Raw genomic sequence first — 20,318 nt, 5'->3', positions numbered from 1 at the left:
TTGTCTCCATGCCGCCTCGTGGCGACACTTCGATAGTTAGATGATCATCGAAATGATTCAAGGCGCGGGCCCCGACGAAAAAACGCGGGCGGCTTCAGATTTCGGCGAGCTGAGCCAGATAGGCGTTCAGGACGTCGCGCTGAAGGATCAGGAAGGCGAACTTGCCTTCGCGGAAAATGCGGATCAGGCCCGCGCCCTCCAGTTCCTTCATGTGGTGCGACAGGGTGGCGGCGGTGATGGGAAGCGTCTGGGCGATGCAGCCGCAGGGCGTCGGATCGTTGCTGGCGCCGATCTCCCTGAGGATCTGCAGGCGACGCGGCTCGGCCAGGGCCTTGGCGATCAGGGCGGTCTGCCGTTCGGACAGGGTGACGGCCGTTGCGGTCATATCCGACATATGACGACGGCTCGGCCCGGGCGCAATGTCACGCTCTGGGTTCCGTGGACCATCAGGCGTTTGGCGTCGAGGCCGCGCCCTCGTCCTTCGACAGGCTCAGGATGAGGGCTACTGGTAAGGCGGTTGAGTAGAATTCCTCATCCTGAGCTTGTCGAAGGACGAGGAATTCGGCCCAAGACCATCAACTGTCCACAGGCCTAAGGCTCGCGCGGCGGCATCACCGCCCCGACGTGGGCGATGCCCAGTTCCCTGGCGCGGGCCGCCTGTTTCTGCCGCTCGGCGTAGCGGGCCTTGGCCGCGTCGTCGCGGGCCTCAAAGCAGGCGGGGCAGGAGACGCCCTCGACATAGCGCTCCGAGGCGCGGTCCTCGGGACCGACGGGCATACGGCAGCCGCGGCAGAGGGCGTGGGTGCCGGGCGCCAGGCCGTGGCCGACCGCCACCCGCTCGTCGAAGACGAAGCATTCGCCCCGCCACAGGCTCTGCGCGGCCGGCGTGGTCTCCAGATAGTTCAGGATCCCGCCCTTCAGGTGGAAGACCTCCTCGACGCCTTCGCTCTTCAGGAAGGCCGTCGACTTCTCGCAGCGGATGCCGCCGGTGCAGAACATCGCCACCTTGGGCGGCGGGGCGGCCGGGTCCCAGGTCTGGCGGAAGGCGCGGAACCAGGCGGGGAAGTCGCTGAAGCTGGCGGTCTTCGGGTCGATCGCGCCGTCGAACGTGCCGATCGCCGCCTCGTAGGCGTTGCGGGTGTCGATTACCACCACGTCGCCCTGGGCGATCAGGGCGTTCCAGTCGGCGGGCTCGACATAGGTCCCGGCGTTGCTGGCCGGATCGAGGTCGCCGGCCCCGAGGGTGACGATCTCGCGCTTGATCCGCACCTTCATGCGGTGGAAGGGCAGGGTCTCGGCGTCGGCGAACTTCAGTTCCAGCGTGTCGCAGCCGGGCAGGGCGCGGATGTGGTCCAGCACCTGGTCGATGGCCTGGGGCGTCCCGGCGATCGTGCCGTTGATCCCCTCGCGGGCCAGCAGCAGCGTGCCCTTGACGCCCAGGCCGCAGCACAACTTCGACAGCGGCCGCATGAGGGTCAGCGGGTCGGCGAAGGTCGTGAAGCGATAGAGGGCGGCGACGCGGAAGCTCATGGTTGGGCTGATAGGCGCTGTGGCCCAAGTTCTCAAGAAAGGCTTCTCAAGCGGTGCTGGAACTATCGCCTGGGCAGGGCGGTTACACCCGCATGAGCATCCTGATCGTCATCGTCGTCGCCCTCGTGCTGCTTGGACTGGCGCTCTACGCGGTCCAGCGCAGCCCCATTCCCTCGCCGGTCAACTGGCTGTTGCAACTGGTGCTGATCGTGATCGCGATCTGGTTCATCGGCACGCGGGCGGGGTTCTTCTGATCCGAGGTCGAGGCGTCGCATGGCCGCCCCCCGGGGCGGCATGGCGCCTAGCTGATCTTGAACGTCGACGCGCCGAACAGGACGCCCCGATCGACAGGGGCCGCCAGATGACGCAAGCCGATTGGCAAGTCAGCAAAACCAAGGCCAACGGATGGAGACGCGACAAGCTCGTAGGCGCCGATGGAGGCGGCCAGGGTCCTATGGACATCCGTCCAGTCGTAGACGAACAGGCCCCGCTCGCTCAGCGCCTTGAAGCTCTGAGGATCGGGAACCTGAACGTGAACCGACGCCGCGCCGATTGAAGGCAAGGCGAGAAGCGCACGCTCGACGCCGAGAACATCCTCATCGTCGTTGGTTAGAACTTGCGCCGGAATCGGACCACATCCCCCGGTGATCATCGCGGCTAGCCGGCCGGTTTCATCTACGGCGAGCCACGCCAAGTCGACGTCATTCGGATATTCCATGGCGCCAAGCTAGCTGGCCAGCGCCGCCGCGTCCCGCTGGATCCGCGCCACCATCGCCTTGAGCCCGTTCGAGCGCTGCGACGACAGCGCCTCCGACAGGCCCAGCCGCGCCATGGCCGCCGCGGCGTCGAAGTCGACGATGTCCCGGGCCGGCCGTCCCGAATAGAGCCGCAGCAGGATGGCGATCAGGCCGCTGACGATGTGGGCGTCGCTGTCGCCGCGGAAGCGGATGGTGCCGTCGGCCTGGGGCTCGGTCACCAGCCACACCTGGCTGGCGCAGCCGCGCACCTTGTTGGCGTCGGAATGCTCGGCCTGCGTCAGCGGCGCCAGGTCCTTGCCCAGCTCGATCACATAGCGATAGCGCTCTTCCCAGTCGCCGAGCAGTTCGAACTCGTCGGCCAGTTCGTCGAGGGCGGCGTCGATGGGGCGTTGCATGGCGCGGACTTAAAGCGCGACGGCCGAAAGTGGAAGCCGGTTTCGGCGGCCTTCGCGGGCCAAGGATAAATGGTGCGGCGACGCCGGACGGAAAAGACCCCTTAGGGCCGCGCCCGCGCCATCGACAGGCGCGCCGTCGCTTCCGGCAGGGTGACGATGGCGGTGAAGCCGTGGCCGAGGGTGGATTTCAGCCTCAGGCTTCCGGCCATCGCCCGGGCCAGCAGGTCGACGATCGGCAGGCCCAGGCCCGCGCCCTCGGACGAGCGGGTCAAGGTGGCGCCGCCCTGCTCGAACGGGCGGATCAGCCGGGGCAGGTCGGCCGGGTCGGCGCCTTCGCCGTGGTCGCGGATCTCGATCTCGACCTGGCCGCCGCCGACCTGCCGGGCCTCGACCACCACCAGCCCGCCCTGCGGCGAGTGGGTGAGGGCGTTCTGCAGCAGGTTGGTCAGGATGGTGCGCAGGCCCCGGCCGTCGGCCCGCAGGCTGGGCAGGGTCCCGGCCTCGGGAGCCACGATGCTGACGCCGCGCGCGGTCGCCTCGCCGCGCAGCTGCAGGATCACGTCCTCGACGGCGTCGTCCAGGTTCTCCTCGCCCAGGTCCAGGTCGGTGACGTGGCCTTCCAGGCGGGCGATCTCGACGATCTGGTTGACCAGGCGCAGCAGTTTCAGGCCGCTCTCGTGCACCAGGGCGGCGTATTCCTTGTACTGCGGCGCGCCCAGGGGGCCGTACAGCTCGCAGGACAGGATCTCCGAAAAGCCGATCACCGCGTTCAGCGGCGTGCGCAGCTCGTGGCTGACCATGCGCAGGAACGAGCGCTTCTGGTCGTCCAGCGCCTGCTTGCGGCGGACGCGCGCCGCCGCCCGCCGGAAGGCGGTGGTCTGCGACATCAGGCCGGTATCGGCGCCGGCGCCTTCGCGCGGCGTCTCGGCATGGCCCGACGCATCGGTGATCGCCGGTGGCGACATCAGGAACTCCCGGACCTTCTGTCCGTAACTTCGATGGGCCAGGATGAACCAAGGCGCTTACGAATCCGTTTCCGTCCACAAGAAGCTCTGGCGTTAACGATCGCCCGCCGATTGTGCGGCCTTGGGGGAGAGGGCTCCCGGCGTTAAGCTTTGACGACGAAGACTCACCGGAAGGGATTCTCTCGGCCTTGGCCATCGACGGCGCCCCGTTCCAGACCGGCCCCAGGCCGGATCAGGCCCAGCTTTCGGGGAAGACCTCGACGGGGGCCTTCGGCGCGGCGCATCTGTGGCGGCTGGGCTGGCTGGCGACGGTGATCTTCGCGACCGGCGCGGCCGCCTTCACGCCCGGCGTCGTCGGCCTGCCGGTCTGGCTGGCCCTGGCGGCCGGCGCGCTTCCGGCCCTGGCCGCCCTGGCGGTGGGCGACCGACGCGACGAGCGCCTGCAATCCCTGATCCTGGTCCTGTGGGCCACCTGCGGCGCGGGCGCGGCGGTGGTGACCGGCGGCGTCTCGGGCGCGATGAGCGCCTGGATCCTGGCCCCCGTGGCGGCCGCCTCGACCCTGTCTTCCCCGCGGCGCCTGGCCGAGGGCGCCAGCCTGGCCCTGATCGGCGGCGCGGTGGCGGCCCTGACCCAGCTGTCGGGCCTGGCGCCGCCCACGCCCACCGGGCCGTTGGCCTTCATCCTGGGCTTCCTGTCGGTGGCGACCGTCGGGGTGGGGCTGGCCTCGGGCCTGATCCTCACCCACCGGTGGGCCGACGCGCGCGACAATCGCCATGTCGGCGAGCTGAACACGCTCCAGACCCTGGTCGACGGCGCGCCGCAGCTGCTGCTGGTGATCGCCAGCGACGGGCGGATCAGGACCGTGCGCGGGGCCGCGCCACGCGGTGTTGGGACCGTCAGGCTGGTCGGCGACGGCCTGGCCTCGGCGGCCATGGCCAGCGACCGCCAGAAGGTCAGCGCCGCCCTGGCGACCGCCCTCGACGCCGGCGAGGCCAGCGTCGCCTTCGCCCCGCTGCTGGACCCGACCCGCACCGTGCGCCTGGACTTGCGCCAGGTCTCGCCCGACCTGCTGGTGGGGGTGATGCGCGACGCCACGCTGGACCAGGCCCGCGAGACCGCCCTGTGCCAGGCCCGCGCCGAGGCCGAGGGCCTGGCCGCCGGCCGCGCCCGCTTCCTGGCCAATATGAGCCACGAGCTGCGCACGCCGCTGAACGCCATCATGGGCTTCTCCGACATCATGCGCGCCCGGATGTTCGGCCCCCTGACCGATCGCTACGGCGAATACGCCGAGCTGATCCACGAAAGCGGCGGCCACCTGCTGGACCTGATCAACGACGTGCTGGACATGTCGAAGATCGAGGCCGAGCGCTTCGAGCTGCAGCGCGGCGAGTTCGACGCCCGCGAGGCGGTGACGGCGGCCATGCGCCTGCTGCGGGTCCAGGCGGACGCCGGCGGGGTGCAGCTGCGCGGCGTCCTGCCGCCGGCCGAGCTGGAGGTCGACGCCGACCGACGGGCGCTGAAGCAGATCGTGCTGAACCTGGTCTCCAACGCCCTGAAGTTCACCCCGCGCGGCGGCCAGGTGACGGTGACGGCGGACGGCCATGACGGCGAGTTCGAGCTGGTGGTCGCCGACACCGGGGTCGGCATTTCTCCCGAGGACCTGGAACGCCTGGGCCGTCCCTACGAGCAGGCCGGCGGCGTGGACCAGCGCGCCAGGGGCACGGGGCTGGGCCTGTCGCTGGTCCGGGCCTTCGCCCGGCTGCACGGCGGCGAGATGACCATCGAAAGCCGCCTGGGCGCGGGCACCAGCGTCTCGGTGCGCATGCCGGTGCTGCTGCGGGCCGCGCGCCCGGCCATGGAGGCGCCGCTGCTGGAACCGGCGCCCGAACCGCCGGAAGAGCCGGAACTGGGCCCCAACGTCGTGAAGTTCGCGCCGCCGCGGTAGGCGGCTTGAGCACCTGCCCCCTACGGGTCGCTTCGCGACCGTCTTCCCCCATAGGGGGAAGAGCCTAGCGCGTGAGGCTCCGCCCCCTATGGGGGCGGACAGACCGCGAAGCGGTCAGGTGGGGGCAAGCGTTAGCCGCCCAGTCCCTACCGCAGGAACGCCCGTCCCGCCGCGAAATCCCCGACCTCCACATAGGCCCGGCGCACCACGTCCACGCCGTTGCGGCTGGTGAACACGAATTCGAGGGTCGCGGCCTCGCGCGGGTCCAGGCGGCTCATGGCGTCGGCGGCCTCGCGGGGGAAGCGGAACGACAGGCCCGTCTTGGCGCCGGTCGGCAGCAGGGTGACGGGCGCCATGTCGCGGGTCTCGGCCGCGAACACCCGGCTGGCGTTGCGCGGCGCGGCGTTGGCGGCCAGGCCCTTGGCGTTGCGGCTGTTCAGGTACGGGCCCTGGGTGCGCAGGGTGTCGCGCAGGACCAGCCGCGCCGCGTAGGGCTGGGCGTCGTCGGCGAAGGTCGCCACGGCCAGCATGTCGTTGGACCGGCCCGACAGGCCGAACACCAGGCGGTCGCGCCCGAAGGCGGCCGGCTGCGACAGGCGCCAGACCGGGATGGTGGCCGAGATCGAGCGGTCGGCCTGCCAGGTCGCGCGGTCGCCCGGATAGGTCGTCCGCAGCATGGTCGCATAGCCGTCGAAGGCCTGGCGCACCCGGCCGGCGGCGGTCTGCAGGTCCCTGGAGCCGCACGCCGCGGCGCCGGCCTTGGCCCGGGCCCGCTGTTCCACCGCCTGGACCTGGACCTCGCTGACGCCCGAACGCAGGGTCGCGCCGCGCGCCTGGGCGCGGGCGGCGTCCAGGGCCGAGCCCACGGCGGGCTTGAACAGCCGGCAGCGCGCGTCGGCCGAGGTCATCAGCGTGCGTTCGTAGAGCTGGTCGGCGGCGGTGGCGGCATGGGCCTGGCCCGACGCGCCGATCCCGACGGTCGCGACGAAAATCCCTAGCCACCGCGCCGTCACGACCCATAGAGCCTTTTCCCTTCGAACATCGTTCGAAGGGGACAAAAAGGCTCTACAGTAAGAATCCGAGCGCGCGCTGGCGCGCTTGGGGGTCTTTCTTGACGTCATGATCTCGTATTCTGCGAGAGCGGTTTCAGCCGGCAGCCTTAGGGCGCCGAGGTTGCGGTTCGGTTAGCGATGCTTCTTTCGACGGATATCTGGGTCGGTGCGCTGATCCGCCGCGCGGAACTGGGCGGGGCCTTCGCCACGGTGGCCCGCAAGGGCGATCCGCGCGCCGGAGCCGTGCTGGTCAAGGCCGTCGACCGCCGCGCCAACACCGCCCGGCTTTATGGCGAGGCCACGCGCGGCGACGGCGAGCGCTTCTGGATGCAGCCGGTCCGCTCCGACTTCGAGCCCGACCTGGACGCCTATGTCGAACGCGCCGCGCGGATCGACCCGGACATCTGGGTGGTCGAGATCGAGGACCGCGAGGGGCGGCATTTCCTGACCGAGCCGGTGGAGGGGGATCCGAAGTGAGGAACGGACATCGCTGAAGGCCAACCACGGTTGTCATCCCGGAAAGCGCGCAGCGCTTGTCCGGGACCCAGGGGCGGCTGCACCGCGCCGGCCCGGTCCCCTGGGTCCGGACAGCCTCTGCGAGGCTTCCGGGATGACAACTGAGGCGCATCAGCGCCTGCGGGGATAGCGTCTATTCCCGCCGGAACGTCGCCACCAGGACGTCCCGCCGCGCCGGAACGCCCGGCTCGAGCGGGTGGATCGCCGTCACCCCGTGCATCACGCGGTGGTCGTCGAGGAAGACCGCGTCGCGTGGGCGCTCCAGGGTGAAGGCGCCCAGGCGGGCGCCGTCGTTGGCGAAGATGTCGGTGACGCCGCTGGCGACGTTCCGGCGGTCGACCAGCATGACGATCACCCAGTCGACTCCGTCGCGGTGGGCGCCCTCGGGCGTGGGCAGGCCCGTCTCGCCGTCGCCGGCCTCGATGCGGAACTGGTGCAGCTCCACGTGCCAGGCCCGGGGCGGATCGTCGGTCAGGGGGTGGAAGAGGGCGAGGCCCGCGCGCAGCAGCCCTTGCGTCACCGGATGCCCGGCCACGGTGTCGAGCACGGGCGCGAACCAGCGCTGCACGCCGCCGTTCAGGCCGTTGTAGTCTCGGCTCTGGTAGTGCGGCTGATGGGGCTTGCGAACCACCCCGCCGGGCGAGGCCGAGAAGGCCGCGAAGCGCCGCCGGCGATAGCGGCCGCCGTCGGCCATGAAGCGGTCCAGGCCCAGGTCGTTCCAGCTGTCGGCGAAGGCCTCCCAGCCCGCCACGGCGCCGGGGCCCAGCAGGGCGTCGGTCTCGGTCGGGGCGACTCGGCGGAAGCCCGTGTCGCGCAGGGCCTCGGCGATGTCGCGCGCCAAGATGTCGCGCGGGGTCGTGTCGGGCGGGATCAAGCGCTGCCTCCGGCGGGAACGAGGCTTCCAGATGGGGCGGACGGGCGGTCTCGCCAAGCCGTGATCGCGTCCCGTGGGTTGTCCGGACGTCTCATTTCCCGCCCCGTTAACCGTCCTCCTAAACCGGAACGAAAGCTCGATGCGGCAGGGTGACGCACATCTCCCGACCCACCCGATTCCCGTCGCCGCCGCCAGGCCTCAGCAAGGTTCCGATGCTCTTCCTGCTCAACGACGTCGTCCTCAGCCTCGACGCGGCCGAACTGGCCCCGCCGCTCACCCGCGAGCGTTTCGCCAAGGTGTCGCTGAACTATGTCGGCAAGCTGGGCCAGGAACTCTACGCCGCCGAGCCGCTGCTGCACCACAAGGACCTGGAGAAGGCCCAGCGCCTGGCCGCCCTGATCATCGCCAAGGCGCCGGACGTCAACGCGGCCCTGTTCATCGCGCCGTCGCGCGGCTGTCTGGTCGATCAGGTGCAGGTGCGCTACGCCCAGCTGAGCCTGGAGATCATGGGGTCGCTGTTCGAGCGCCAGAAGGCCGGCGCCCTGAGCAATGTCGAAGCCGACCGCCAGGTCTGGCGGCGTCTGGCGGCCTGACCGCCGCGCCGGGACGCGTCTTGGCCTTCCTCGACGGTTCGGGCCTTGCCCCGGCGCTCGTCTAGAGGAACAGGCCGACCAGGCCGAACAGCCAGGTCAGGATCATCGCCACGATCACCAGACCGGCGAACGCGACGCCAAGGCACAGAGCGTTGCCTTGGGGGGTGCAAGCGCCGCGCTTGTGACGCGGCTCGTGGACCATAGCCATCTTTCGTTTCCTCTTTCACGGCCTTCCCTCTGACGGGGAATGGTCCGCTCAAAGGGAAGCATGACTCCAAAACCCTAGTCTGACTAGGGTCATAACGTCGCGCGTTTCGATGTATCGGTATGGTTGCGAGGTTCGATGTTTCCGCCCGGTTTGAAAGAACGGCGCCATCCATAACTTCACGGAACCGACGCATCGTCGTCGTCCAAGCGCCAACGCATCAGCCTATCTGCCCGCAGATCGTGAACAGGGCAGACATGTGATGAAACTGATGAATTCCGCGGCGTGGGCGACCCTCGTCTTGGCGATCGCCGCCCAGGCGGACATGGCCCAGGCCCGCGATGGGACTGTCCCGACTTCGGTCGCCGGCGCCGAGGTCGACCAGATCGACACCCTCGTGGTCACGGGCACCCGCCGGGTCGACCGCACGGCCTTCGAATCCACGGCGCCCGTCGACGTCGTCACCCAGGATACGCTCGCCGGCATCGTCTCCGACGAGATCATGGACAAGCTGGCGGCCACGACGCCGTCGTTCAACGTCCAGCGCCTGCCGGCCGCCGACGGCCAGGCCTTCGTGCGTCCCGCCACGCTACGCGGCCTGTCGCCGGACCAGACCCTGGTGTTGGTCAACGGCAAGCGCCGCCACCGCTCGGCGGTGCTGGGCGGCCGAGGTCAGCAAGGGGTCGACCTGGCCAGCCTGGGAACCAGCGGCGTCAGCCGCATCGAGGTGCTGCGCGACGGCGCCTCGGCCCAGTACGGCTCGGACGCCATCGCCGGCGTGATCAACGTCATCCTGTCGACCCAGACCGGCTTTTCAGGCTACGCCCAGGCCGGTCGATATTATGGGGGCGACGGCCAGAAGACCGAGATCGGCGCGCGCTACGGCCTGGCCTTCGGCCACGGCGGGGTGATCGTCGGCAGCCTCGACTATACCGACGCCGAGGCCACGTCGCGCACCCGTCAGCGCCCCGACGCCATGGCCTTCCAGGCGGCCAACCCGACGATCGCCGTGCGCAACCCCGTGCAGCGCTGGGGCCAGCCGGACCGCACCGTCTGGCGCGGGACGCTGAACGCGACCCTGCCGATCACCGACACGACCGAGGCCTACGCCTTCGCCACCTATAGCGACATGACCGGCGAGACCGACTTCAACTGGCGCAACCCGGCCACGGACACCTCGTACAGGACCAGCCCGGCCTTTCCGGGCTGGTCGCTGAGCCAGCTCTACCCGGCCGGCTTCTCGCCCAAGTTCGGCCAGGACGAGACCAACGGCGCGTTCAACGCCGGCGTCAAGGGCCAAGCCCTGGGCTTCTCCTGGGACCTGTCGGCCGGCTACGGTCGCGATGACGTCGACTATTTCCTGAAGAACAGCATCAACACCTCGTTCGGCCCGCAGTCGCCGACGACGTTCGACGACGGCTCGCTGATCCAGGAAGAAAAGACCTTGACCCTCGACGCCTCGCGCCCGCTGGCCTGGTCGTTCCTGGCCCAGCCCGCCAACCTGGCCGTCGGCCTGGAGGCGCGCCAGGAAACCTACGAGATCAAGGCGGGCGACCGCTATTCGTGGGACGTCGGCCCGGGCGCGGCCGCCGGCCTGCCCAGCGGCTCCAACGGCTTCCCCGGCTACGCGCCCAGCCAGGCCGGATCGTGGGATCAGACCAGCTATGCCGGCTATGTCGACCTGGATCTGCCGATCACCGACACATTCGACGTCGACCTCGCCGTGCGCCACGAGGACTTCTCCGAGTTCGGCGCGACCACCGACGGCAAGATCGCCGTGCGCTACGAGGTCACGCCGGATTTCGCGTTGCGCGGCGCGGTCTCGACCGGCTTCCGCGCCCCGACGCCCGGGCAGATCAACAACACCCGCACCTCGCAGGGATTGGACACCACCACGCTGAGGCTGTTCACCTCCGGCCGGTTGTCGCCGGTCAATCCGATCGCCCAGGCCCTGGGGGGCAAGCCGTTGGAGCCGGAGGAGTCCAAGAACCTGTCGTTCGGCGCCGTCTATCGCCAGGGCGGCTTCACCGGTTCGATCGACTACTACCGCATCGAGGTCGACAATCGCTTCGCCGTGTCGCCGAACTTCACGGTGACCCCGGCTCTGCGCGCCCAGCTGGTGGCGGCGGGCGTGCCCGGCGCCGACTCGCTGACCTCGGTGTCGTACTTCACCAACGCCTTCGACACCCGCACCCAGGGCGTGGACGTGGTCGGCTCCTGGAAGGGCGGCCTGTGGGGCGGCCGCGCCGGCGTCACGGCGGCCTGGAACTGGAACGACAGCAAGGTCACGCGCTACAAGCCGACCGAGGTCTCGGTGCTGGCCCGCACCAATATCGAGGACGGTTTGCCGGAAAACGCCGCCAACCTGACCTTCGACTACAGCCGTGGCCGCTACAGCGGCATGGTCCGGGCCCGCTATTCCGGCGAATGGACCGACGCCCAGGCGAACGGCGCGTCGAACCTGATCCAGAAATTCGGCGGCCGCACCCTGGTGGACCTGTCGCTCGGCGCCCAGCTCAACGACCAGTTCAAGCTCACGGTCGGGGCCGAGAACCTGTTCGACACCTATCCGGACGAAGCGACGTTCCAGGCCTCGCGCGGCCTGATCTATTCGCGCAACGCCCCCTACGACACCGACGGCGGGCTCTACTACGCCCGCCTTTCGGCGACGTTCTAGACCATCCTTCGGTCCCTGCTTCCGGGTCGGCGCGTCCGGCCCGGAAGCGGATTTCCGCTCATCGAGGCATGGCTATCAAGAGGTCGCGTCTTGCGTCGCGTCGCGGTCCCCGCCTAGGGTCGATGCAACGTAGAGGGGAGCGGTGTCGCGTGGGGGGATTGTTGAAGGGCCGCCGGGTCTTGCCGGCGCTGCTGGCCGCCGCCGTCCTCACGGCCGGATCGTCGGCCCGGGCCGAATGGCTGCGGGCCGAGAGCGACCATTTTGTGGTCTATGGCCGCAGCGAGAAGTCGGTGCGCGAATACGCCACCATGCTGGAGGACTTCGATTCCCTGCTGCGTCGCCTGCACGGCCGGCCCAGGGACGAGGTCACGCCGCGCAAGCTGCCGGTCTACCTGGTCTCGAACCTCGGCCAGCTGAAGCGCGTGCTGCCCAACGCCAGGGAGGGCATGGCCGGGGTCTATCTGTCATCCGTGCCCGAGGTCTTCGTGGTGGCCATCCGCGACGGCGGCGGCGAGCTGGACCAGAACAAGGGCGACGACACGGTGCTGCACGAATACGTGCATCACTTCATGCTGCAGTACTATCCCAGCGCCTATCCGGCCTGGCTGGTCGAGGGCTACGCCGAATACTACATGACCGCCGACCTGGCCCGCACGCGGCTGGTGGTGGGCGGGTTCAACGCGGGGCGCGCGCGCACCCTGACCAAGCCGGGCTCCTGGATCCCGATGCAGGACGTGCTGACCAAGCGGCCGATGGCGCTGAAGGAGGATCGCGATCGCTACGCCTACTACGCCCAGGCCTGGCTGCTGACCCACTACATCCTGTCCGATCCGGGCCGCCGCAAGCTGCTGTCGCCCTATCTGGACGCGGTGCGGGAGGGGCGCGACCCGGTGAAGGCGTGGCAGGAGGTCTATGGCGACGATCCCGCCGGCCTGACCCGCAAGCTTTACAACTACATGGGCCGTCCCATCCCCGCCATCGGCCTTTCGCGCACCTGGCCGGTCGATCCGCCGATGACGGTGATCCGGTTGTCGCCCAGCGCCGACGATCTGATCCTGGAGGGACAGCGCCTGAAGCTCGGCGTCGGAAAGGACGAACGGCCCGCGCTGCTGGCGCGGATGCGCGAGGCCGTCGCCTCACGGCCCAAGGATCGGTTCGGCCAGATGATCCTCGCCCGCGCCGAGACGGTCTATGGCGATCGTCCCGCCGGCGAAGCGATCCTCGACGGTTTGCTGGCCGCCGACCCCAAGGACGAGGAGGCGCTGGTGGCGCTGGGCGAGAGCAAGCTGGCCGCCTCCCGCGGCGATCCCGCGCAGAGGGCCGCCAACCTGGATCAAGCCGGCAAGCTGTTCGCCCGCGCCTTCAAGATCAATCCGGACAACCCTGAAACGCTGCACGGCTACGCCGACGCCCAGGCCCTGAAGCCCATGACCGAGAGCCTGGCCGACATCCGCGTTCGCGCCGTTGTGCTGGCGCCGCAGATCGGCCACCTGCGGCTGGACGCCGGCCGGGCCCTGATCCAGATCAAGGACCTGGGCATGGCGCGAACGATCCTGACGCCGCTGGCGACTGGTCCGCACGGCGGCTCGGAGGTGGCGGCGGCCCAGGCCATGCTCAAGAGCATCGACGCCAAGACGGGCGAGGCGACGAAGGCTTCGGCGCCGACGGAAGACGAGGCCGTGACGTCGGCAGAGGGTGACAAGGCGGCCTCGGGGAGCTAACCCCCGGGGATGAGCACCTCCCTCGCCCTCGAGGCCGCCCGCCGGCGCACCTTCGCGATCATCAGCCACCCCGACGCCGGCAAGACCACCCTGACCGAGAACCTGCTGCTGGCCGGCGGGGCGATCCGCGCCGCCGGGGCCGTGCGCGCCCGCGGCCAGGCCCGCCGCACCCAGTCCGACTGGATGAAGATCGAGCGCGAGCGCGGCATCTCGGTGTCGGCCAGCGTCATGACCTTCGACCACGACGGCCTGATGTTCAACCTGCTGGACACCCCGGGCCACGAGGACTTCTCGGAAGACACCTACCGCACCCTGACGGCCGCCGACGCGGCGATCATGGTGCTGGACGCGGCCAAGGGCATCGAGCCCCAGACCCTGAAGCTGTTCGAGGTGTGCCGCCTGCGCGACATCCCGATCATCACCTTCATCAACAAGATGGACCGCGAGGCCCAGGACCCGTTCGAGCTGCTGGACGAGGTGTCGTCGAAGCTGGCCCTCGACCCCGCGCCGCTGTACTGGCCGGCCGGCTCGGGCGGGCGGTTCAAGGGCATGCTGGACCTGCGCGGCCAGAAGTTCATCCCCTACGCCAAGAAGAGCTCGACCGACGAGGAGGGTCATCCCGACCCGGTGGCCCTGAAGTCGAACGCGGTGGTGCAGTACCTCGAGCCCGAGGAACTGGCCGAGGTGGAGGAGGGCGCCATGCTGGTCTCCGAGGCCGCCAAGCCGTTCGACGTGCAGTCGTTCCTGGAAGGCCACATGACGCCGGTGTTCTTCGGCTCGGCCCTGCGCCATTTCGGCGTCAACGAGCTGCTGGCCGGCATCGGCAGCTATGCGCCGGCCCCGCACCCGGCCAAGGTCAGCAAGGCCGGCGTCGACACCCACGTGGCGCCGGGCGACCCCGAGGTCTCGGGCTTCGTGTTCAAGGTCCAGGCCAACATGGACCCCAACCACCGCGACCGGATCGCCTTCCTGCGCCTGACCAGCGGCCGCTTCACGCGCGGCATGAAGCTGAAGGCCCAGAACACCGGCAAGGCGATGAGCGTCAACGCGCCGATCATGTTCTTCGCCTCCGACCGCGAACTGGCCGAGGACGCCTTCGCCGGCGACGTGATCGGCATCCCCAACCACGGCGTGCTGCGGGTGGGCGACAGCCTGTCGGAGACCGGGACCCTGCGCTTCGCCGGCCTGCCCAACTTCGCCCCGGAAATCCTCCGCCGCGTGCGGGTCAAGGATCCGCTGAAGGCCAAGCACCTGAAGAAGGCGCTGGAAGGCCTGGCCGAGGAGGGGGTGACCCAGCTGTTCCGGCCGATGATCGGCAGCTCCGACTTCATCGTCGGCGCCGTGGGCCAGCTGCAGTTCGAGGTCATGGCCGACCGCCTGGCCAACGAATACGCCCTGGAGTGCATCTTCGAGGCGGCCCCCTACGCCGAGGCCCGCTGGATCAGCGGCGAGCGCGCCGACGTCGAGGACTTCACCAACAAGCATCGCTCGGCCATGGCCCACGACATCGACGAACAGCCGGTGTTCCTGGGCAAGTCGTCCTGGGAGATCGGCTATGTCGCCGAGCGCTTCCCCAAGGTGCGGTTCGAGCGGACGAAGGAGCGGGGGTAGGGCGGTTCGCCAAAGCGGCGGCATGTGCTAGCCTGAGGGCATGGCCGCCAATGCTTCCCGAGACACCCGGGCCTTGATCGACAAGATCACCGGTCTGCCGAGCGAACGCCTCGCCGAGGTGGAGGATTTCGTCGATTTCCTGCGTCAGCGGGATCGCGACCAGGCCCTGACACGCGCCGCCGCCGCCGCGAGCGCCCCGGCCTTCGCGGCTGTGTGGGATAATCCCGAGGACGACGTCTACGATGCCCTCTGAGGCGGGGGTCTTGGCCTTTGGCGACATCGTCCTCGTGCCGTTCCCGTTCACCAACCAGGCCGCATCCAAACAGCGGCCGGCGGTGATCGTCTCAAGCGGGGCGTACAATCTTGAACGGCCCGATGTGGTGATGATGGCGGTCACCAGCCAACTGCGACCCTTTCAGGCATTTGGCGAGGTGTGGCTGGACGATTGGCGATCCGCCGGCCTGCTCAAGCCTTCCGCCGTCAAGCCGATCCTGGCCACTCTTGAACAGGTCATGATCATTCGGCGGTTGGGCGTCCTCGTTGACGCGGATCGAGAAAGATTGAGGAGCGCGGTCGGTCAGATCATCGGATAGGCGGTTGGAGGTCGATCGACGGAAGCCGTGACGAACACCCGACGGAACTTGGAATCTATCGCGGGGCGCGCCCGATGGCGTTCAACCGACGATAGACATTGCTGATCTCAGGGTGATCGCGCCGACGTCGAGGACTTCACCAACAAGCACCGCTCGGCCATGGCCCACGACATCGACGAACAGCCGGTGTTCCTGGGCAAGTCGTCCTGGGAGATCGGCTATGTCGCCGAGCGCTTCCCCAAGGTGCGGTTCGAGCGGACCAAGGAGCGGGGGTGACGGCGACCGCCGCCGCGTTCAGGCGGTGAAACGACGGTCCCATTGATTGCCTAGGGTGGCGGGCATAGGCTCCTCGTCACGCTAGAGGAAAGGGCTCCGCATGAAGTCGCTCGTCGTCGCCATGGCGGCGCTCTCGTTCGCCGCTCCAGCCTTCGCGCAGGAATGGCCCAAGCAGGATTGGGGGCTCCTCCAGGTCAAGCCCCTTCCGCAGTCGGCGCCGGCCAGCAGCAAGCGCGACGGCGGAGCCTATCCGCCGGAAGCCTGGATGACGGGCGGCGAGGCCGTCCGCCTCGGCGGCCCCGCCCCCGGCGCCCGCCAGACCGTCGCCGTGAACCTCAACGCGATCAATCGGGTCGGCGACAAGGTCGAGGTCCAGTACTTCGTCTGGCCGGAGGACAAGTCTGACTACACCGAGATCACGTCCCGGATCGATTGCTCGAAGACCGGCGAGCAGATCGTGCTCGCGCGACAGTACGACCGGGACTTCGCCTATGTCCGCACCAGCAACGAGGCCGTGAGGCGCACCGACGCGCGGGCTCGGGCGATCGCGACCTATGCCTGCGGCTCGCGGCGAGGCCATGGCGTCAACGGCAAGTCCCTGCCGGAAGTTGTCCAGGGCGGCTAGGCGGGGCGACCGCCTTTCGGCCGAGCATCGTGTTGGCGTCGTGCGGTGAGCGGACCTTAGGCCCATGCGGCCGATAGCAGGACGTTCGAAGGGGCCGCCATGAGTGGCGGACGTTGAAGCGCCCGCTGATCACGCGTGCTCGCGCGAAGACCCCTCTCTCTTTGAGAGAGGGAGGGGCCCGCCGCCGAAGGCGGTGGGAGGGTGAGAGGTTTCACTGCTTACCGGAAAATCCCGATTCCTGTCGTTGATCGGCCTAAGCGGCGCGGTCAGGCTGGGGCCATGGACAAGACCGCCAACGCCCGTCGCCTTCGCCGTAACCAGACCCTGGCCGAGAAGACGCTCTGGACCCTCGTGCGCAATCGCCGCCTGGGCGGGTTCAGGTTCCTGCGGCAGGTCGCGATCGATCGCTACTTCGCCGATTTCGTCTGCGAGGCGGCCAAGGTGATCGTCGAGCTGGACGGTCCAGCCCATGACGGCCGCGAGGATTACGACGCCCGCCGCACCGAGATCCTGGAGCTGTTCGGATACATCGTCGTGAGGGTCCGCAACGAGCGGGTCCTGGCCGATCCGGGCGGAGCGGCGGACGATATCCTGACGGTGCTTCGATCGGAGAGGGTGTAACCTCTCACCCTCCCACCGCTGCGCGGCGGGCCCCTCCCTCTCTCTCAGAGAGAGGGATATTGAAGGTCCGCTCAGGCTCGAAAGCCGCAATCGGCGCCGCGCCGACAACCGGACGCCAGCGCCGCGCCAAAAAGCTTGTCCCCATCGCTCCCGGCGTGTTTCCGCAACGAAAACAACGTCGAAAATCCACTTATCCTCCCCCTTTCGCGCCGCCGTATGATCAACCCACCTTGAGGCGATGGGGAGGGCGTGAGGCCTGCGACCTTCGCGGCCTTGGGGGGCGGTCGAGCGGGAAGCGCTCGTCGGCGGCGGTCGGGGCTTCGCGGCCTTGGTCGCACCCTTGTCATCTGGTGCCGGCCGGGCCCGTTTTACGGATACGGCGTTGACGAAGGGGCCGAGGAGGGCGGCAGGCTTGCGGTGACGCAGGCGTTCCGGGACCGGGCTCCGCAAGCCCGTCCCGCCCGTCGGGGGCTCTAGACCGGCGAGGTCCGAACAGGACCGACCGCCGGACGCTCCCGGGTAACGATCGCGCGGAGCGTCGGTCCTGGTCGAAACGGTAATTCTTCAAAAGCTTCCGGGCCTAGCCCGGCGCTCCGCAGCCCTCCCCGAACTTCAGCGGCTTTCCGCGTGAGGCGGCCAAGTCGCGCCCACGATCGGGGACAGGCGCCTGCGCCTGTCCCCGGCCGCAACCGAGAGGAGACCCTGATGCCCAGATCCAAGACCCGCGCGCTTGCTCGCGCCGCCCGCCGCGCCGAATGGGAGCGCGCGGGCGTGGACGACAGCGGACGCACCCCCGCGAGCGTCGACTATGTCCGTCGCGAGATTCGCCGGCGACTTCGGTGGCTGGAGGCCGTGAAAGCCGCCGCGCATGGCTCGGAAGCGCCGCGAGACGCGGACGCGCCCGACGACGCCTGACGGCCCCGGCCCGGGGCGGATCGACATTCAGCCGAAGACCACCAAACCTTTCGTCATAATATCTGAATGTCGATTGGCCCAGGGCGCGGTGTCCCCGCCAGAGACTTCAGGCGGTCGCGTGGTATCCGAGGTCGGCCCGATGGCCGCCCGCTTCAGGCCCCGCCGTCGCCACCGCCTTGCTGTCCATCACCGCCTTGAAGGCCGTCTTGAACGCCGCCATCTCCTGCGGCGTGCCGACCGAGACCCGCACGGCGTTGGGCCAGATAGGCCAGGTGCGGCCGATATAGACGCCTCGCGCCTTCATGGCGGCGATCACCGACTTGCCGTCGCGGCCGGTGTCGATCATGAAGCAGTTGGTCTCGGGCGCACCGATCACCTTGTAGCCATTGGCTTTCAGCCAGGCCAGGGTGTCGCGGCGCGTGTCGCCGATGATCGTCTTGCGCTCGGCGACCAGGCCCTTGTCCTCCAGCGAGGCGCGGGCGGCGGCCGAGCCGGTGATCGGCATGGCGTTCCGGCCGAACGGGACCAGCCTGGCCAGCAGGTCGGGCCGCGCCACCGCGAAGCCGCAGCGGATGCCGGCCATGCCGTAGATCTTGGAGAAGGTGCGCAGCACGATCAGGTCCTTGCCGGCCGCCACCAGGTCCAGCGTGTCCTGGGCGTCGGACAGGTGGATATAGGCCTCGTCGACCAGCAGGATCGAACCGGCGGGCTTGTTGTCCAGGGCCCAGGCGATGTCCTGCTTGGTGGTGGTGGTGCCGGTCGGATTGTTGGGGTTGCAGATGTAGATGACGCCGGCGTTCGGGTCGGCGGCGACCATCGCCTTGACGTCGTGGGCGTAGTCGGCGGTCAGCGGAACCTTGACGACCTTGGCCTGGCTGGTCTTGGCCGCGTACATGCCCGCCTCGTAGGACGGGTCGGCGGTGACGAAGCTGCGGGCCGGCGAGGTGAAGGCCAGGACGCTGTAGTGCAGCGGTTCGGACGAGCCGGCATAGACCGCGACGTTCTCGACCTTCAGCCCGTTCTGGGCGGCGAAGGTCATGGTCAGCAGCTCGGTCTCGCCGTTGCGGTCGTAGCGGCCGCCCAGCGGGGCCATGCGGGCGATCGCGTCGCAGGCGGCCTTGGACGGGCCCAGCGGGTTTTCGTTGGCGTTGATCAGCACCGCGCCGGGCGGCGGGATGTTGGGACCCTGGCCGTGCAGGGCCAGGCCCGAGGGCGGCGCGCCGGATGGACCTGGAGCCTTGGCCGGGTCGGCGGCGCGGGCCAGGGCGGCCTCGGTCAGGATCGGGGTCGCGGCCGCCAGCGCCGCGGCGCGCAGGAAGAACCGGCGCCCGATGGCCGCCGGGTTCGCCGATTGATCCGATTGAGGCCTGTCCATGATCGTTCCCGCCTGTCCTTCGAACCCGCTGGCGCGGGCCGGTCCAGCACAGGCCTTCGCGGGGCCGAGGACAAGGGCGGGCAGGGGCTTGGGACCAGCTTGCCCGCCGCCTGGGCAAGGATCGCCGCGCCGAGGGGCGCTCGGCCGACCGCCTGCTCGCGCCGGCGGCGGTCCGCGTCGGTTGCCGCGTGGTTTCGATTCTACTTGACCGCGCATTGTCGCGGGCGGACCGTGGCGGTCTTGGTCCTCGCGATTGAAAGGTCGTCTGGAGTGACACGGGATCTGGGCAGGGTTGGGGACAGCCAGGCCGGACGCCACGCGCGGCGCTGGGCCGGCGGCTGCGCGGGCCTGGCGCTGGCGGTCGCGACGTCCGCCGCCGCGTTCCAGACCCGCCCGGTGACGACCACGGCCGCCCCGACCACCGCCGCGCCCGCCGCGACATCGACCGCCGCGCCGAAGACCTACGCCGAATGCCTGAGGTCGTACGCGGCGCGGACCAACGCCACGGCCGTCTGCCAGCGCCTGTTCCCCAACGCGGCGCCGTCGTCGACGACCGCGCCGACCGGCGCGACGGGCGCCACGCCCACGACTCCGCCCCGCGAGCCGGTCGACATCACGCCCCAGCTCGAGCGGCTGGTCGACGCCTGGCGAAACCGGCCCAGGACGCCCCCGGTCCCGCCCAGCCCGCCCGCCGATCCCCTGGCGGTGATCCCCGACATCCAGGCGGCCTGCGCGGCCTATGCCAGCCTGCCCGAACGCTGGCGGCGCTGCACGGCCGACGCGTGGCGCCAAGCCGGGTTGCGCGGCCAGCCGCCCCTGGTCCTGCAGACGCCGCCCGCCGTCGAGCCGCCGCCGGTCCAGTCGCCGCCCGTTCCGCCCCCGCCCGTTCGGCCGCCGCCCGTCCAGTCGAGGCCGCCCGTCCAGACGCCGCCGACGCTCACGCCCCGGCCCGTCGACTCCGAACCGGTCCGGCCCGCGCCCGTCGTCGAACCCCAGCCCGGCCAGCGACAGGATCAGCAGGTGGTGCAGGATGGCCAGGACGAGATCCAGCATGACGGGCTCCGACTCGA

Annotated in this window: 21 protein-coding genes and 3 pseudogenes; 15 read left to right on the top strand and 9 right to left on the bottom strand. The window is 69.7% G+C overall.

Translation table 11 applies throughout. The annotated features are described in order from the left end of the window. Positions 1-94 precede the first annotated feature (94 nt). Complete coding sequence (locus AC07NX_RS14685) at positions 95-385, bottom strand: ArsR/SmtB family transcription factor (RefSeq protein ID WP_494642763.1); 291 nt, start codon at positions 383-385, stop codon at positions 95-97. A gap of 206 nt (positions 386-591) precedes the next feature. Then, positions 592-1,530 carry an oxygen-dependent tRNA uridine(34) hydroxylase TrhO gene (gene trhO, locus AC07NX_RS14680; protein WP_494642762.1) on the bottom strand — a complete coding sequence of 313 codons (939 nt, stop codon included), beginning with the start codon at positions 1,528-1,530 and terminating at the stop codon, positions 592-594. A 92-nt stretch (positions 1,531-1,622) separates the two neighbouring features. Between trhO and AC07NX_RS14675 the strand changes: the two genes are divergently transcribed. After that, positions 1,623-1,784: a hypothetical protein gene (locus AC07NX_RS14675; protein WP_018061533.1), complete on the top strand. Its 162-nt coding sequence runs from the start codon at positions 1,623-1,625 to the stop codon at positions 1,782-1,784. A 47-nt stretch (positions 1,785-1,831) separates the two neighbouring features. Here the strand turns inward: AC07NX_RS14675 and AC07NX_RS14670 are convergent, their stop codons facing one another. The 3 genes from AC07NX_RS14670 to AC07NX_RS14660 form a co-directional block, all read right to left on the bottom strand. After that, positions 1,832-2,248 carry a hypothetical protein gene (locus AC07NX_RS14670; RefSeq protein WP_494642761.1) on the bottom strand — a complete coding sequence of 139 codons (417 nt, stop codon included), beginning with the start codon at positions 2,246-2,248 and terminating at the stop codon, positions 1,832-1,834. A 9-nt stretch (positions 2,249-2,257) separates the two neighbouring features. Further along, positions 2,258-2,683, bottom strand: a complete 426-nt coding sequence (locus AC07NX_RS14665; protein ID WP_494642759.1) for a SufE family protein — start codon at positions 2,681-2,683, stop codon at positions 2,258-2,260. A 101-nt stretch (positions 2,684-2,784) separates the two neighbouring features. After that, positions 2,785-3,648: a sensor histidine kinase gene (locus tag AC07NX_RS14660; RefSeq protein WP_494642758.1), complete on the bottom strand. Its 864-nt coding sequence runs from the start codon at positions 3,646-3,648 to the stop codon at positions 2,785-2,787. A gap of 188 nt (positions 3,649-3,836) precedes the next feature. Here AC07NX_RS14660 and divJ point away from each other — a divergent pair, with 188 nt between their 5' ends. Further along, entirely contained in the window at positions 3,837-5,594 is a 1,758-nt protein-coding gene (gene divJ / locus AC07NX_RS14655) for a cell cycle sensor histidine kinase DivJ (protein WP_494642757.1), read from the top strand. Between the two features lie 146 nt (positions 5,595-5,740). Here divJ and AC07NX_RS14650 read toward each other — a convergent pair whose 3' ends face one another. Next, positions 5,741-6,502, bottom strand: a complete 762-nt coding sequence (locus tag AC07NX_RS14650) for a hypothetical protein (protein ID WP_494642896.1) — start codon at positions 6,500-6,502, stop codon at positions 5,741-5,743. A 282-nt stretch (positions 6,503-6,784) separates the two neighbouring features. On the opposite strand from AC07NX_RS14650, the gene AC07NX_RS14645 reads away from it, so the two are divergent. Continuing rightward, positions 6,785-7,123 carry a DUF1491 family protein gene (locus AC07NX_RS14645; RefSeq protein WP_494642756.1) on the top strand — a complete coding sequence of 113 codons (339 nt, stop codon included), beginning with the start codon at positions 6,785-6,787 and terminating at the stop codon, positions 7,121-7,123. Positions 7,124-7,295: 172 nt separating this feature from the next. On the opposite strand, the gene AC07NX_RS14640 is transcribed toward AC07NX_RS14645, so the two are convergent. Continuing rightward, entirely contained in the window at positions 7,296-8,036 is a 741-nt protein-coding gene (locus tag AC07NX_RS14640) for a 2OG-Fe dioxygenase family protein (protein WP_494642754.1), read from the bottom strand. 212 nt (positions 8,037-8,248) lie between these two features. Between AC07NX_RS14640 and AC07NX_RS14635 the strand changes: the two genes are divergently transcribed. After that, a complete protein-coding gene (locus AC07NX_RS14635) occupies positions 8,249-8,629 on the top strand; it encodes a hypothetical protein (protein ID WP_035072837.1) in 381 nt (126 codons plus the stop codon). A 61-nt stretch (positions 8,630-8,690) separates the two neighbouring features. Here AC07NX_RS14635 and AC07NX_RS14630 read toward each other — a convergent pair whose 3' ends face one another. Further along, complete coding sequence (locus tag AC07NX_RS14630) at positions 8,691-8,837, bottom strand: hypothetical protein (RefSeq protein ID WP_494642753.1); 147 nt, start codon at positions 8,835-8,837, stop codon at positions 8,691-8,693. A 268-nt stretch (positions 8,838-9,105) separates the two neighbouring features. On the opposite strand from AC07NX_RS14630, the gene AC07NX_RS14625 reads away from it, so the two are divergent. The 10 genes and pseudogenes from AC07NX_RS14625 (at position 9,106) to AC07NX_RS14580 (ending at position 17,873) form a co-directional block, all read left to right on the top strand. After that, the gene (locus tag AC07NX_RS14625; protein WP_494642751.1) at positions 9,106-11,511 is read left to right on the top strand and encodes a TonB-dependent receptor plug domain-containing protein; all 2,406 of its coding nucleotides are present in this window, start codon (positions 9,106-9,108) and stop codon (positions 11,509-11,511) included. Positions 11,512-11,660: 149 nt separating this feature from the next. Further along, positions 11,661-13,232 carry a DUF1570 domain-containing protein gene (locus tag AC07NX_RS14620; RefSeq protein WP_494642749.1) on the top strand — a complete coding sequence of 524 codons (1,572 nt, stop codon included), beginning with the start codon at positions 11,661-11,663 and terminating at the stop codon, positions 13,230-13,232. Positions 13,233-13,241: 9 nt separating this feature from the next. After that, positions 13,242-14,843, top strand: a complete 1,602-nt coding sequence (locus tag AC07NX_RS14615) for a peptide chain release factor 3 (protein ID WP_494642747.1) — start codon at positions 13,242-13,244, stop codon at positions 14,841-14,843. Positions 14,844-14,916: 73 nt separating this feature from the next. Further along, complete coding sequence (locus tag AC07NX_RS14610) at positions 14,917-15,096, top strand: hypothetical protein (protein ID WP_494642745.1); 180 nt, start codon at positions 14,917-14,919, stop codon at positions 15,094-15,096. Positions 15,097-15,106: 10 nt separating this feature from the next. Continuing rightward, complete coding sequence (locus AC07NX_RS14605) at positions 15,107-15,436, top strand: type II toxin-antitoxin system PemK/MazF family toxin (protein ID WP_494642743.1); 330 nt, start codon at positions 15,107-15,109, stop codon at positions 15,434-15,436. Positions 15,437-15,547: 111 nt separating this feature from the next. Continuing rightward, a pseudogene (gene prfC / locus AC07NX_RS14600) lies at positions 15,548-15,712 on the top strand (peptide chain release factor 3); the annotation flags it as partial. A gap of 100 nt (positions 15,713-15,812) precedes the next feature. Continuing rightward, a complete protein-coding gene (locus tag AC07NX_RS14595; protein ID WP_494642741.1) occupies positions 15,813-16,337 on the top strand; it encodes a hypothetical protein in 525 nt (174 codons plus the stop codon). 279 nt (positions 16,338-16,616) lie between these two features. Then, complete coding sequence (locus AC07NX_RS14590) at positions 16,617-16,958, top strand: endonuclease domain-containing protein (RefSeq protein WP_494642739.1); 342 nt, start codon at positions 16,617-16,619, stop codon at positions 16,956-16,958. Beyond that, a pseudogene (locus AC07NX_RS14585) lies at positions 16,955-17,041 on the top strand (hypothetical protein); the annotation flags it as partial. The gene AC07NX_RS14590 and the pseudogene AC07NX_RS14585, both read left to right, overlap by 4 nt. A 622-nt stretch (positions 17,042-17,663) precedes the next feature. Further along, positions 17,664-17,873 (top strand): hypothetical protein, encoded by a 210-nt coding sequence (locus tag AC07NX_RS14580; RefSeq protein ID WP_494642737.1) that lies wholly within the window; start codon positions 17,664-17,666, stop codon positions 17,871-17,873. 106 nt (positions 17,874-17,979) lie between these two features. Here AC07NX_RS14580 and AC07NX_RS14575 read toward each other — a convergent pair whose 3' ends face one another. Then, positions 17,980-19,248, bottom strand: coding sequence for a pyridoxal phosphate-dependent aminotransferase (locus tag AC07NX_RS14575; protein WP_494642735.1), 1,269 nt, complete (start codon positions 19,246-19,248; stop codon positions 17,980-17,982). A 270-nt stretch (positions 19,249-19,518) separates the two neighbouring features. On the opposite strand from AC07NX_RS14575, the pseudogene AC07NX_RS14570 reads away from it, so the two are divergent. Further along, a pseudogene (locus AC07NX_RS14570) lies at positions 19,519-20,318 on the top strand (hypothetical protein); the annotation flags it as partial.

It is taken from the genome of Caulobacter sp. GW821-FHT09A05 (assembly GCF_059418465.1).
Note: the sequence above shows the minus strand (reverse complement) of the source record. Positions and strands in the feature narration are given on the sequence as shown.

Bases quoted from the DNA above. Each gene is read 5' to 3' on its own strand.
- AC07NX_RS14685 (WP_494642763.1), bottom strand. From the start codon at position 385: ATGACCGCAACGGCCGTCACCCTGTCCGAACGGCAGACCGCCCTGATC.
- trhO (WP_494642762.1), bottom strand. From the start codon at position 1,530: ATGAGCTTCCGCGTCGCCGCCCTCTATCGCTTCACGACCTTCGCCGAC.
- AC07NX_RS14675 (WP_018061533.1), top strand. From the start codon at position 1,623: ATGAGCATCCTGATCGTCATCGTCGTCGCCCTCGTGCTGCTTGGACTG.
- AC07NX_RS14670 (WP_494642761.1), bottom strand. From the start codon at position 2,248: ATGGAATATCCGAATGACGTCGACTTGGCGTGGCTCGCCGTAGATGAA.
- AC07NX_RS14665 (WP_494642759.1), bottom strand. From the start codon at position 2,683: ATGCAACGCCCCATCGACGCCGCCCTCGACGAACTGGCCGACGAGTTC.
- AC07NX_RS14660 (WP_494642758.1), bottom strand. From the start codon at position 3,648: ATGTCGCCACCGGCGATCACCGATGCGTCGGGCCATGCCGAGACGCCG.
- AC07NX_RS14650 (WP_494642896.1), bottom strand. From the start codon at position 6,502: ATGACCTCGGCCGACGCGCGCTGCCGGCTGTTCAAGCCCGCCGTGGGC.
- AC07NX_RS14645 (WP_494642756.1), top strand. From the start codon at position 6,785: ATGCTTCTTTCGACGGATATCTGGGTCGGTGCGCTGATCCGCCGCGCG.
- AC07NX_RS14635 (WP_035072837.1), top strand. From the start codon at position 8,249: ATGCTCTTCCTGCTCAACGACGTCGTCCTCAGCCTCGACGCGGCCGAA.
- AC07NX_RS14630 (WP_494642753.1), bottom strand. From the start codon at position 8,837: ATGGCTATGGTCCACGAGCCGCGTCACAAGCGCGGCGCTTGCACCCCC.
- AC07NX_RS14625 (WP_494642751.1), top strand. From the start codon at position 9,106: ATGAATTCCGCGGCGTGGGCGACCCTCGTCTTGGCGATCGCCGCCCAG.
- AC07NX_RS14615 (WP_494642747.1), top strand. From the start codon at position 13,242: ATGAGCACCTCCCTCGCCCTCGAGGCCGCCCGCCGGCGCACCTTCGCG.
- AC07NX_RS14595 (WP_494642741.1), top strand. From the start codon at position 15,813: ATGAAGTCGCTCGTCGTCGCCATGGCGGCGCTCTCGTTCGCCGCTCCA.
- AC07NX_RS14590 (WP_494642739.1), top strand. From the start codon at position 16,617: ATGGACAAGACCGCCAACGCCCGTCGCCTTCGCCGTAACCAGACCCTG.
- AC07NX_RS14580 (WP_494642737.1), top strand. From the start codon at position 17,664: ATGCCCAGATCCAAGACCCGCGCGCTTGCTCGCGCCGCCCGCCGCGCC.
- AC07NX_RS14575 (WP_494642735.1), bottom strand. From the start codon at position 19,248: ATGGACAGGCCTCAATCGGATCAATCGGCGAACCCGGCGGCCATCGGG.